Source organism: Pantoea sp. RG18 (assembly GCF_025910075.1).
In the GTDB taxonomy this organism is placed as follows: Bacteria; Pseudomonadota; Gammaproteobacteria; order Enterobacterales; family Enterobacteriaceae; genus Pantoea; species Pantoea agglomerans.
On sequence record NZ_JAPCIL010000015.1, the window covers coordinates 287387 to 300097 of the forward strand.

A 12711-nucleotide genomic window follows, 5' to 3' on the forward strand; every position below is an offset into this window, starting at 1 on the left:
CAGTTTGATTCATTTACAGCAGATACCAGAGACCCGGGAACAGGTCCATGCCGAGAAAGTTCAGGGCATACAGCACCAGGATGACGATCATCGCTGAGAAGTCGATACCGCCCATCGCAGGCAGAATACGGCGAACAGGTGCCATCATCGGCTCGGTTAACTGCACCAGCAGATAGTCGACAGGCCCCCGGCCCTGGCTGATCCAGCTCATCAGGGAGCGAATAATAATCACCCAGAAGACCAGATAGCCGGCGGATTTAACCAGCGACAGCAGGCCGACCAGCAGATTGGTTGGGTCGACTGAGAAGACGCCCACCTGAATCAGCAATAAAATCGGGTATTTCAGCGTAGTCAGCACAAATGCCAGCAGCAGCGAGGCGGTATCTATCGGTCCCAGTGCCGGCAGTATACGGCGCAGCGGCTTAACAATCGGCTGTGTCACTTTTACGACAAACTGCGCCACTGGATTGTAAAAATCGCAGCGGGACCACTGCATCCAGATGCGTAACAGCAGCACCATGACGTAGAGATCGATCAGCGTTTTTACTAAAAACGTCAGTGTTAACATGAAGTTCCTCTGTTATTGTTGTGAGTTGTGCGCATAATCTCGTGCGCCAAAAATGGCGGTGCCGATACGCACCATCGTACTGCCTGCGGCGATTGCCGCCTCCATGTCATCGCTCATTCCCAGCGAAAGCGTGTCTGCATGCGGATAGTGCTGTTGCAGTTGCCGGAAGGCTTCCGCCATCTGCTGACACACCGCCAGCTGCCGCGCGTAATCACTCTCTGCTGCCGGAATCGCCATTAATCCGCGCAGCCGCAGTTGCGGCAGGGCAGCGATCTGCTCCGCCAGCCCGGAAACGGCCTCCAGCATGATGCCAGATTTGCTGTTCTCGTCACTGATATTTACCTGAATTAACACATTCAGCGGTGGCAGCGAAGCAGGCCGCTGATCGTTGAGCCGCTGCGCGATGCGCTGGCGGTCAATGGTGTGACACCAGGCGAAATGTTCCGCCACCAGACGGCTTTTATTGGACTGCAGCGGGCCGATGAAGTGCCACTCCAGCTCAGGATGTGCGGCCAGTGCCTGGACCTTTTCAACCCCTTCCTGAACGTAATTTTCACCAAAGGCAATCTGGCCAGCGGCAAAGGCTTCTTCGACCGCGCTCGCAGGTTTGGTTTTACTGACTGCAAGCAGGGTAATTTCTTCTGGTGCGCGGCCGCAACTCGCGGCAGCAGCAGCGATTCGCTGCCGCACTTGCTGTAGGTTCTGCTGGATTGAGGTCATAGTCAGGAGAAATTATGAATCTGGATGAAATGGTGGGGCTTAGTGTAAAGCATAATGCCGCCGATCTGCACCTTTGCAGCGGACATTTGCCCTACTGGCGGCAGCAGGGAAGGCTGGAGGCGATGCCGCAGCAGTGCCCGCTTTCTGGTGCATGGATGGCGCAGTTTATGGCCCGCTGGCTAAGTGACCCGCAGCGTCAGGAGCTGGAGCGCGCAGGGCAGCTCGATTTCGCTCTGAGCCTGGCCGATGGTCAGCGTCTGCGCGCGAATCTCTTTATGCAGCGCAACGGCCTGTCACTGGCACTGCGCATCATCGCCACGGCATGCCCGACGCTTGCGAGCCTGCAACTGCCCGCCATTGTCCCGACGCTGCTGGAGCAGCAGGATGGGCTGATTCTGGTGACGGGTGCGACCGGCAGCGGTAAATCAACCACGCTGGCGGCGCTGGTCGATGCGCTGAACCGCCAGCAGGCGCGGCATATCATCACGCTGGAAGATCCGATTGAATTTATCCATCACAGCCAGCAGTCGCTGATACAGCAGCGTGAAATCGGCCTGCACTGCGGTTCGTTCTCGCTGGGAGTAAAGGCAGCACTGCGTGAAGATCCCGACGTTATACTGCTGGGCGAACTGCGTGACAGCGAGACTATTCGTCAGGCACTGACAGCTGCGGAGACCGGCCATCTGGTGCTGGCGACGCTGCACACGCGTGGCGCAGCGCAGGCGGTGGATCGGCTGGTTGATGTCTTTCCGGCAGAGGAGAAACAGCTGGTGCGTACTCAGCTGGCGGGCAGCCTGAAAGCGGTAATTGCACAGCGGCTGGTGCCGTCAGTTGCCGGTTCGCGCATCGGACTGTTTGAGGTACTGATCGCCACACCTGGCATCACCAATCTGATCAGAGAAGGCAAGATGCACCAGATCCCTGCGCTGTTACAAACCGGCGCACAGGCCGGTATGCAGACGTTTGAGCAGAGCAGGCTGGCGCGTCAGGCTGCCGGACTGATTGAGTGAGGATGTCAGTAATGGTTTTCGAACCAGTCCTGCAAAATGATGGCAGCAGACTGTGAGTCGACCGATCCTTTATTGAGCGCGCGATAGCCGCCGCGTTCAAACAGGCCAGCACGCGCTTCTACCGTGCTGAGTCGTTCATCCTGCAGCTCCACGCGGATGCCAAAGCGCCCGTGCAGGCGGTTGGCAAATTTACGTGCGCGATCGGTCAGCGGCTGCTCGGTGCCATCCATATTCAGCGGTAATCCCACCACCACGAAATCGGGCTGCCACTCTTTCAGCAGTTTTTCAATTACCAGCCAGTCCGGGATGCCATCCTGCGCTTTCAGGGCGGTCAGCGGACGGGCGCTGCCAGTGAGTTGCTGACCTACGGCGACACCAATACTTTTGGTGCCGAAGTCGAATCCTAACAGAGTTTGAGTTGACATCAGGCGTGTCCGGCGTCGCTGGCCATGTTGTGAATATCGACGCCAATACTGCGCGCCGCTTCGCGCCAGCGCTCTGAAATCGGCGTCTGGAACAGGATGTTGCTGTTAGCGGGCGTGGTCAGCCAGGCATTTTCCATCAGCTCATTCTCCAGCTGATCTTTTTCCCAGGCGCAGTAACCCAGCGCAACCAGCACGTTAGTGGGCTGAGACGCTGTACCGATCGACTCCAGCACGTCACGGGACGTGGTGATGATCGTGTTATCGGAAACACGAATACTGGAGGTAAAGGTGCGTTGTGCGGAGTGCAGGATAAAGCCACGATCTTCCGCCAGCGGGCCGCCGGTAAACACCGGTTTATCCAGCTTGATCGCCGGATCGCGATCGTCAGCAGAGATTTTGAGCTTCTTCAGAATGCCTTCAACCGTCAGGTTTTCCATGGGTTTATTGATGATCAGTCCCATTGCACCCTCTTCGTTATGTTCGCAGAGATAGACCACGGAACGTTTGAAGAAAGGATCCTGCAATGAAGGCATGGCAATCAAAAAGTGATGTTGTAAATTCATTCTCACACGATGTACCAAAAAAATAACCGGCACGCGACGGCCGCACCGGTATTGGGTTGATCACGGAGCTTCGCCCCGGCGTCATGCTCAGCCCAGGCGCTTCTCAATGGCATCCATCAACATGCCGGTGATGGAGATCGGGAACGCAGCCTCAATTTCACGAATGCAGGTTGGGCTGGTCACGTTAACTTCAGTCAGTTTATCACCGATGATGTCCAGACCGACAAAAATCAGCCCTTTTGCTTTCAGCGTCGGGCCAACACGGCGCGCGATTTCCCAGTCGCTTTCGCTCAGCGGACGCGCTTCACCGCGACCACCGGCGGCGAGGTTGCCACGCGTTTCACCGCCCTGCGGGATACGCGCCAGGCAGTAAGGCACCGGCTCGCCATCGACGACCAGCACGCGTTTGTCACCCTCGGTGATCGCCGCAATATAATTCTGCGCCATGCAGAAACGGCTCTCATGCTCGGTCAGGGTTTCGGTAATCACGCCAAAGTTAGGATCATCTTTCTTCACGCGGAAAATCGACGCACCACCCATGCCATCCAGCGGCTTCATGATGATGTCGCCATGCTCCTGCCAGAAAGTGCGCAGTTGCGCTTTGCTGCGGGTCACCAGAGTGTCAGGCGTAAACTCGGCAAACCAGGCGGTGTAGAGCTTTTCGTTACAGTCACGCAGGCTCTGCGGTTTGTTCACGATCAGCGTACCCAGCTCTTCAGCGCGCTCCAGAATGTAGGTCGCATAGATGAACTCGGTATCGAATGGCGGATCTTTGCGCATCAGCACCACATTCAGGTCAGCCAGCGGGATCACCTGCTCGCTGCCAAACTGATACCAGTTCTCAGGGTTCTGCTCGACGGTCAGCAGGCGGGTGCGGGCCGAGGCCACGCCACCGCGCAGGGAGAGATCGTGCATCTCCATGTAGTGAATTTCATAACCACGGCGCTGTGCTTCCAGCAGCATAGCGAAGCTGGAGTCTTTTTTAATATTGATGGACGAAATAGGGTCCATCACGATGCCAAGTTTAATCATTATTATCTCCTCGGTGAGGCGGCATTTACCGCCTCGTCTGGTTCGGTCTGCAGTGGGCCGATCGGTCAGGACATCATGCCTGCTCTCTTTCCGCTGAAAGTATCGCTTAACCCAGGTCGCCAAACCTCACCTGAAGTGCCGTAATGGCCGTCAGCGCGGTAGTTTCGGTACGCAATACCCGTGGGCCAAGCAGAATGTCAGTAAAATCGTGCTGCGCCGTCATCGCAATCTCGTCCGCAGACAAACCGCCTTCAGGGCCAATCAGCAACCTTACCCGCTCAACAGGCTGGGGCAGCGTGTTGATGCTGTGGCTGGCGCGCGGATGCAGGTTAAGCTTCAGTCCGCTATCTGCTTCTGCGCACCAGGCTTCCAGCGTCATCGCTTCACGAATCTCCGGCACGCGATTACGGCCGCACTGCTCGCAGGCGGCAATAGCAATTTTCTGCCACTGCTGGATCTTCTTCGCCAGACGCTCAGCATCAAGCTTTACGCCACAGCGCTCGGAAAACAAGGGTGTAATGACATTCACGCCCAGTTCGATCGATTTCTGGATAGTGAATTCCATTTTTTCACCGCGCGACATCACCTGACCTAAATGCAGATGTAACGGTGACTCGCGATCGTCCGGCTGGCTCTCTGTGACCGATACTTTTACACGCTTTTTATCTACATGCGTGATCTCTGCTGCAAAAGTCAGATTAGTGCCATCAAAGAGTTCCAGACGCTGACCTGCCGTCATCCGGAGCACCCGGCCCACATGATTGGATGCATCTTCATCCAGGGTAATTTCACTGCCGATGCTTAATGGCCCGGCGTGATAGATGCGAGGTATACGCATAAGGTTCCTGAGACCGGACGCCGCGCTGCAGCGGCGTCATTGGAAAAAGAGCTAGTGTAGGGCAGGGATTTTAGCGCTGGCAAGCCTGCTGCACATAAGGATTGTGATTGCCCTGAACCTTTGCAATGCGCTGGTCGCGTTCGCACTCCCATTTTGTCACGGGATAGAGCTTGTTCCAGGCGGTAAACAGCTGCATCTGCTGGCGCGAAATACGCAGATGATACTGGTCGCGCATATAGAAATAGGTGCGGGCAATGGCACCACGCGCCCGCGCAGGTGGCTCCGCCTGTTTGAGTTTAAAGTCGATCTTCATCTCACACTGGCCGTACTGCTGCTCGCTGCCGTTCCATTGACTGTAGGCGAAGTTGCCACGGTCGCCATTCACTTCACCCACCGCAGGCTGCAGGTTGTGCAGGTCGGTTTCGATGCGGCGGTAGTCGGGATCTTTGCTGCAGTTTTTACGACCGCCATCCTGCCAGCACTGACGCTGATGGCCAAACTCCCAGGCGGGCATCACATGTTCCCACTCAATGCGTGCGGCGCGATTGGCGTTTTTGCGCACCTGATAGCCACAGCTGTTGAGATCGGGAATCCCCTTTTTTCCCTGCCACTGAATCTTACAGCCACAGTAAAAAGAACCCGGTGCATCGGCGTTGATCGCCGCCGCAAAGGTTTTGGCCTGCTGAAAGTTATTTTGATGATAGTTATTCAGGTTGAGGGCGTCAGCGGCGGGCGCAAACATCAGCGCAACCGCCAGACTTAGTATGCGAGACATATTCCAGATTTCTACTCAGTACGAAAAAGGGCGGCAGGGTAACAGAATGTGGAATAGGGCGGAATGGGGATTCTTCTCAGGACGCGACAAATTCACCCGCGATCAGCAGGCTGCCACAGTGCACGCAGCGATATTCACTCTCTTTGCGCAGTATACGATTGTGGCGGCGCACGGTCAGCTGATGCTGCTGACACTGACAGCGGTAGGCAAAGGTGTTGCTGCGTACGGATGCGATCTCAAACTGGTGAGTACGCCGTGCCGGAACGCCCAGCACCTGCTCCATCATCCACTTCCACTCTTTGCCGTGCGGCGCAACGCGACCAAATTGCTTCCAGACCAGCAGATGCGCCAGCTCATGCGGCACCACTTCATCGATAAATGCCTGCTGGTTTTCCAGCAGCAGCACAGGATTGATGCGAATTTCCCAGGACGCCAGCCAGGCGGTGCCCGCCGCCGTACCACGCTGCTGGTAGAGCAGCTTCGGTTCCGGATAACGGGTTTTCAGCGCCTGATTCGCACGTTCAAGCGACTGGCGCAGCGAGCGCATTACGGCCTGCTGCAGGGCAATGGGGAGACGAGGCGTTTTCATGGCGCTCAGAATAATCGCCGCCGCGCAGGAACTCAACGTCGCCAGCGACAAGTGTGGTTCTGGCTGGGGGAAAATTTCTGGTTTAAATATTGTTATGGGCTTTTTTAGAATATTCTATTAATGACATTCACCGCAGAGTGGATGGATGAAAAGCGAACGGCACAGGGCATGGATAAACCAATGAAAAATAATGATAACGTCAGGAAACAACGGATTGTGCTGGTGACGGATCTGATGGCCGGTCGTGGTGGGATGGAAAATGTGACCGGTCAGTTGATTAAGGCCCTGAATGCGGAACCCGGTACCGAAGCAGGGCTGTTTATTATCAACAGCGGAGAGGAGAGCCACTCCCGCGCCTGGACCGCCAATGCTGTTCTGGCTGAGAGCGTCTGCACGCTGCGGAATAAGAAAATAAAAAATCTTATTCATACGCTGAGAATGGCCGCCTTCTTTCGTCGTTATCAGCCCGATCATATCCTGACCCTCAACACCATTCCCTGCCTGATGACGCGCCGGGCAATCACGCTTTCAGGACGTAAAATCGTATTGTCGAGCTGGATGCACCTGCCTCCGCGTGAACGTTATCGTCCCCATTATCTGCTGCGGGCCGATCACCATTTTGCGATCAGTAATCAGATTAAAGAGCAGCTGGTGGAACTGGGTGCACGCGCCACTGACGTTGACGTGATCTATAACCCGATCAAACGCAATGACACGGTAATCGGCAGACCCCAGGCGCTGAAGTTTCTCTATATTGGTCGCGTCCATTATCAGCGGCAGAAACAGCTTAAAGATCTGTTTGATGCCCTGCAGCAGCTGGATGCGCCCTGGACGCTGGAGATAGTGGGTGACGGGGAAGATCTGACGCAATGTCAGCACTACGTGACGCAACTCGGCATTCAGGATCGCATCACCTGGCATGGCTGGCAGGAGAATGCCTGGGAGTATGTCATCCGCCATATCAGACAGGTCACCTGCCTGGTCATGACCTCTAACTTCGAAGGCTTCCCGCTGATCCTGCTGGAGGCGATGTCGCGCGGCGTCTACTGTGTTTCATCCGACTGCATCAGCGGCCCGGCGGAAATTATTCAGAACGGTATTAATGGTCAGCTCTATCCCACCCATGACAGCATGGCGCTGGCCGCGATTCTCAACGCTATGAGCGGGGATTTCCACTTCCCCGATCATCAGGCTATTAAAGCGAGCATCACCGGTTTTTATGAGGAAAATTATATGAAGCACCTGATGAGTGTGTTTAACCGCCTTACTGAGGTTAAGCATGACGAATAAAATCAGTCGCAATGGATTAACGTTAATGGTTAATTTTTCAGTTATTGCGCTCTGCCTGGCGCTGTCACTGAATATGTTTGTTACCGGCCTGCCGCAAAAAATATTTTATCTGGTCTCTTATCTCTCTATCGCGTCCGTGCTGTATGGCCTGGTGCGCAGGCGGGTGGACTTTAAAGAGAACGGTTTTTATATCGCCCTGTTTGCTGTGCTGATTATCTTTGCCCTGATTCGACTGTTCTGGGCGATTCACGTGAAGGGGATCGAAACCGCGCCCTCAGGCGATGCCATCACTAATATGGGCAACTATCTGCTGGGCGCGAAGCGGCTGTTGATGGGTGCCTTTGTGCTGCTCAGTCTGGCTGTTTATGGGGATCGTGTCTCCCTGACTACGCTACGCGTCGGAAAAGGGCTCATCCTTCTTGGCCTGCTGATTACGCTGGGCTTTGGTATCCACGAGCATCTCTACACTGAGAATATCCGCATCAAGCTCACCACCGAAGCCGCCTCCATGTCTTCTTACATGATTCTGTTTATCTACTGTGCCTGGCTGTGGCTAAGCCGCTATGAGACGCACGCTTACTGGAAGGTTGCCGATATCGCTGTGCTGGCAGTGACCTTTGCCTTGCTCTACCTGTGCGGCACCCGTGTGACCCTGATTGCGCTGATTGCCGTGGGGCTACTGTTCCTGGTGCAGACCTACCGGCTGTCGCTGCTGACCAACTGGCGGATTAGCGCTCTGCTGGTGGGCGTAATGGCGGTGCTGATTCTGATGACCAGCAACCGCTGGGTAGAGGGAGTGCAGGATATTGAGAACTTTGGTTCAAACAGTTCGACCTCGCTGGGCGCACGTGTCGCCATCTGGGGCGGGGCGGTCAACTTTATTGAGCACCATGGCGGTTTTGCGACGCCGGATGCGCGCACCACTGAGGCGCGTCAGTTCATCACTGTGCACTATCCCCTCAATGTTGAAGGCTTCACCAACGTTAAATACAACATGCACAACGAGTTCCTCGAAGTGACGTCATTGCAGGGATGGCTGGGTACGGCGTCGCTGGCGCTGCTCTATCTGACTGTGTTGGCGGGCTGGCTGAAGAAGTGTGATCTGCGCGGCGTGGCGCTGCCGATGGTGGCGCTATTTACCACCGGACTGACCGATTCGGTGCTGCCCTATAATCAGACCGCGACCATTTTCATTATGGCGCTGGCGCTCTGCTGCATACGGCGGCCCCTGCCGGTAACGCGGGTAACCACAGCGTAGTGGGGCGTTGAACAAATAAAAACGGCGGGGTTTCCAGAGAAACCCCGCCGTTTTTTTTACCGCATTTTTTACCGGGTAAAGTTAGTCGCGTGAACCGATGTCGCGCAGTTTTTTACCTGCCATCAGGTTACGTTCGATGTGTTCCAGCGAGACGTTTTTGGTCTCAGGGATCAGCATCACCGTCAGCAGAATGAAGAACAGGTTAAGCAGTGCGTAGACCCAGAAGGTGTTCGCATTGCCCAGCGTATTCAGCATCGTCAGGAAGGTCGCACCCACGATCATGTTCGCGATCCAGTTGGTGGTGGTGGAGACAGTGATACCGAAATCGCGGCCTTTCAGCGGCTGAATTTCGGAACAGAGTACCCAGATCAACGGACCGGCTGACATCGCAAAACCGATGATGAACATCAGCAGCATACCTACCGCAAAGTACTGTGCGCCCGGCGAGTGAATGCCGAAGTGCAGCATCGTACCCAGAACGCCCATACCGGCTGCCATCACCATAAAGCCCAGAATCAGGGTAGGTTTACGACCCCAGCGATCCACCAGGCCAATGGCAATAAAGGTCGCCAGTACGTTAACCAGACCCACAATCACCGTGCCCCACATCTGCTGGGTGGTGTTGGTGAAGCCCGCGATTTCAAAGATTTTTGGCGCGTAGTACATGATGACGTTCATGCCGGTAAACTGCTGCATTACCTGCAGCAGGATGCCGAGATAGACCGCACGACGGAAGTGGCTGCTGCTGGTGAACAGACCCCAGCCAGACTGTTTGATCTTCAGGCTTTCACGGATCTCTTCCAGCTCACGTTTTGCCTGCTCGCTGGTGTCACGCAGACGATCCAGTACGCGTTGAGCATCGCGGAAGTTGCCTCGTGCCGCCAGCCAGCGTGGGCTGTTTGGCAGGAAGAAAACGCCGACCAGCAGCAACAGTGCCGGAATAGTGATGATGCCCAGCATCCAGCGCCAGTTGCCGGTAAAGCTGAACGCCGTATCGGACAGGTAAGCACCAAGAATACCGATGGTGATCATCAGCTGATAAAGCGAAATCATACTGCCGCGAATTTTTTCCGGAGCGATCTCAGAAAGATAAAGCGGGGCAGTATAAGAGGCGATACCGACTGCCAGACCCAGCAGAACGCGGGCGCTGATCAGCATTTCCGGGTTTGGCGACATCGCCGACCAGAGTGAACCGATAACGAACAGAATCGCACCGGCCATCAGGCTTTTTTTACGGCCCAGGCGGGATGACATCCAGCCGCTGCCGATAGCACCGACCGCCGCACCAAACATCATGGAACTGACGATCCACTCCTGCTGATGAGGGGTGACGTTAAAGTCCTTTGCGATAAACGGCAGAGCACCGGCGATAACGCCGATATCCAGACCGAACAGCAGACCCGCAAGGGCCGCCAGAAAGCAGACAAATAAGGTCATCGCCTTATTTGAAGTTCTGCTTTTGTGTGTATTGCCAGGCATTTTAGCCTCCAGGTTTATCCATCATTGTTTTTATCAATGTTAAAAAACCTTTTGCCGGAAAAAAGTGAGCCTGATCACATCAGTGTAATCGCTTACACACGCTGAAACCCTGAAATTCAGCATATTTTTCCCGGAAAGATTAATTAACCAGTGAGGTATAGCACTCATTAAGTTTCTGACAATGCTCTATTTACTGGCTATCAGACGACGCTGAAAATAACGCATTTTCAGCAGAATAACTACGTGCGTTAATTCCTAAATATCGGATAAACAAAGCATTTCAATTTGTAATCGTTAACATTTAGTCGTCAGAAAAAGCGAAAAGAAGTGTAGCTGAGAACTGAAAATTTGCTGCAGAGAGAAGAAGATGTCGGGCAGATGCGTTTTTTTTGTCGTCACGCGCTCACCAGAAATTGCGCTGGCCTGTCGTTCAGAAGGGTAGCGGGAGCAAAATTGCTCCGGTTAGCAATGGGGCTGAAAAGGCAATAAAAAACCCTGCCGCAGTGGCAGGGTTTTTATCAGCAGCCGGTAACCTTACAGGCCAGCCGCTTCACGCAGCAGGGCAGCTTTGTCGGTTTTTTCCCATGGGAAATGTTCACGACCAAAGTGACCGTAAGCTGCGGTCTCTTTATAGATTGGGTGCAGCAGATCCAGCATCTGGATCAGACCATATGGACGCAGGTCGAAGAACTCGCGCACCAGCAGCGTCAGCTGTTCGGTAGAGATTTTCTCGGTGCCGAAGGTTTCCACCATGATAGAAGTAGGTTCTGCCACGCCGATAGCGTAGGAGACCTGGATTTCACAACGGTCAGCCAGGCCGGCCGCTACGATGTTTTTCGCCACGTAACGTGCCGCATAGGCTGCAGAGCGGTCAACTTTAGATGGATCTTTACCCGAGAACGCACCGCCACCATGACGCGCCATGCCGCCGTAGGTGTCTACGATGATTTTACGACCGGTCAGACCGCAATCGCCCATCGGGCCGCCGATCACAAAGCGACCGGTTGGGTTGATGTGATATTTGGTCGAGGCGCTCAGCCACTCTGCAGGCAGAACCGGCTTGATGATCTCTTCCATCACCGCTTCCTGCAGATCTTTCTGGCTGATAGATTCAGCGTGCTGAGTAGAGAGCACAACTGCATCGATGCCCACGATTTTGCCATCGTCATACTGGAAAGTGACCTGGCTCTTGGCATCCGGGCGCAGCCACGGCAGGGTGCCGTTTTTACGCACTTCAGCCTGACGCTGTACCAGACGGTGCGCATAGGTCACCGGCGCAGGCATCAGCACGTCTGTTTCGTTAGTGGCATAGCCGAACATCAGGCCCTGGTCGCCCGCGCCCTGTTCCAGCGGATCGGTACGGTCAACGCCCTGATTGATATCCTGAGACTGTTTACCAATCGCGCTTAATACCGCGCAGGAGTTGGCGTCAAAGCCCATATCGGAATGGACATAGCCGATTTCACGTACGGTTTTACGGGTGATCTCTTCGATATCAACCCAGGCGCTGGTGGTGATTTCACCGCCAACCAGCACCATACCGGTTTTAACGTAGGTTTCGCAGGCCACGCGCGCTTTAGGATCCTGTTCAAGGATCGCATCCAGCACAGCATCGGAGATCTGGTCGGCGATTTTATCGGGATGTCCTTCTGATACAGACTCGGACGTAAAAAGGTGTTTAGCCATTCTGTTCTTTACCTTAAATATGGTTTGAGTACGACTGCATAGCGCCAGTGAGGTGGTCTGACCTGACGCCCCTTCAGGCAAAGCCGCGAGCAGTGAGGTTGTGTCAGCACAGCAGGCCAACACCGCCTGGATAGTAACCTGTTTAGATGGAAAACCATCTGGACGGCTATTTTAGGATAGAGGGTAAACCAATTACCAGCCCTTTTTCTGTTTCAGCCTTTAACCTGTCTCTGTTATCGGCATAATTTGCTGACGCTACACGCAATTCCCCGATAATATTTTTGCATTTTACGGCTGTAAACTGTATAAAACGCCGCTGCTTTGATAGCAGCAGCAAGGATGACGCCACTGTTTGCGTCGCGCCTGTCAGACTCTGGTCTGGCTTTCACCCAGGTTGTTTTCCATGTGCCCCTGGCATATGCGGAGGTGATACAAGTAATGAACCACGCTTTTTCTTCTTCCGGTTCTCTGCGCTGCG

The 12711-nt window shown here is 54.6% G+C and carries 13 protein-coding genes; 3 read left to right on the plus strand and 10 right to left on the minus strand.

What is annotated here, in order from left to right; genetic code table 11:
- Nucleotides 1-13 precede the first annotated feature (13 nt).
- Together OK409_RS17630 and OK409_RS17635 are read right to left on the minus strand one after the other, a co-directional pair.
- Nucleotides 14-568: a YggT family protein gene (locus OK409_RS17630; protein WP_010248879.1), complete on the minus strand. Its 555-nt coding sequence runs from the start codon at nt 566-568 to the stop codon at nt 14-16.
- A gap of 12 nt (nt 569-580) precedes the next feature.
- On the minus strand, nt 581-1288 hold the full coding sequence (locus OK409_RS17635) for a YggS family pyridoxal phosphate-dependent enzyme (RefSeq protein WP_010671071.1): 708 nt from the start codon (nt 1286-1288) through the stop codon (nt 581-583).
- Between the two features lie 14 nt (nt 1289-1302).
- Between OK409_RS17635 and OK409_RS17640 the strand changes: the two genes are divergently transcribed.
- The gene (locus OK409_RS17640) at nt 1303-2298 is read left to right on the plus strand and encodes a type IV pilus twitching motility protein PilT (protein WP_264367286.1); all 996 of its coding nucleotides are present in this window, start codon (nt 1303-1305) and stop codon (nt 2296-2298) included.
- A 5-nt stretch (nt 2299-2303) separates the two neighbouring features.
- On the opposite strand, the gene ruvX is transcribed toward OK409_RS17640, so the two are convergent.
- From ruvX to OK409_RS17670, 6 genes are all read right to left on the minus strand, one after another.
- Entirely contained in the window at nt 2304-2723 is a 420-nt protein-coding gene (gene ruvX / locus OK409_RS17645) for a Holliday junction resolvase RuvX (protein ID WP_003853387.1), read from the minus strand.
- Nucleotides 2723-3286: a YqgE/AlgH family protein gene (locus OK409_RS17650; protein WP_010248870.1), complete on the minus strand. Its 564-nt coding sequence runs from the start codon at nt 3284-3286 to the stop codon at nt 2723-2725. The genes ruvX and OK409_RS17650 overlap by 1 nt, the downstream gene beginning before the upstream one ends.
- Before the next feature lie 87 nt (nt 3287-3373).
- On the minus strand, nt 3374-4318 hold the full coding sequence (gene gshB, locus OK409_RS17655) for a glutathione synthase (protein WP_264367287.1): 945 nt from the start codon (nt 4316-4318) through the stop codon (nt 3374-3376).
- 106 nt (nt 4319-4424) lie between these two features.
- On the minus strand, nt 4425-5156 hold the full coding sequence (gene rsmE, locus OK409_RS17660; RefSeq protein ID WP_010248866.1) for a 16S rRNA (uracil(1498)-N(3))-methyltransferase: 732 nt from the start codon (nt 5154-5156) through the stop codon (nt 4425-4427).
- Nucleotides 5157-5226: 70 nt separating this feature from the next.
- The gene (endA, locus tag OK409_RS17665) at nt 5227-5931 is read right to left on the minus strand and encodes a deoxyribonuclease I (RefSeq protein ID WP_264367288.1); all 705 of its coding nucleotides are present in this window, start codon (nt 5929-5931) and stop codon (nt 5227-5229) included.
- Between the two features lie 76 nt (nt 5932-6007).
- On the minus strand, nt 6008-6520 hold the full coding sequence (locus tag OK409_RS17670) for a SprT family zinc-dependent metalloprotease (protein WP_010671067.1): 513 nt from the start codon (nt 6518-6520) through the stop codon (nt 6008-6010).
- Between the two features lie 141 nt (nt 6521-6661).
- Between OK409_RS17670 and OK409_RS17675 the strand changes: the two genes are divergently transcribed.
- Together OK409_RS17675 and OK409_RS17680 are read left to right on the plus strand one after the other, a co-directional pair.
- Nucleotides 6662-7810, plus strand: a complete 1149-nt coding sequence (locus tag OK409_RS17675; protein WP_122889639.1) for a glycosyltransferase — start codon at nt 6662-6664, stop codon at nt 7808-7810.
- A gap of 25 nt (nt 7811-7835) precedes the next feature.
- Nucleotides 7836-9068: an O-antigen ligase family protein gene (locus tag OK409_RS17680; protein ID WP_264367289.1), complete on the plus strand. Its 1233-nt coding sequence runs from the start codon at nt 7836-7838 to the stop codon at nt 9066-9068.
- Nucleotides 9069-9149: 81 nt separating this feature from the next.
- Here OK409_RS17680 and OK409_RS17685 read toward each other — a convergent pair whose 3' ends face one another.
- Both OK409_RS17685 and metK read right to left on the minus strand, forming a co-directional pair.
- Nucleotides 9150-10547 (minus strand): sugar porter family MFS transporter, encoded by a 1398-nt coding sequence (locus OK409_RS17685; RefSeq protein ID WP_010248855.1) that lies wholly within the window; start codon nt 10545-10547, stop codon nt 9150-9152.
- Between the two features lie 534 nt (nt 10548-11081).
- Nucleotides 11082-12233 carry a methionine adenosyltransferase gene (gene metK / locus OK409_RS17690; protein WP_010248851.1) on the minus strand — a complete coding sequence of 384 codons (1152 nt, stop codon included), beginning with the start codon at nt 12231-12233 and terminating at the stop codon, nt 11082-11084.
- Nucleotides 12234-12711 lie beyond the last annotated feature (478 nt).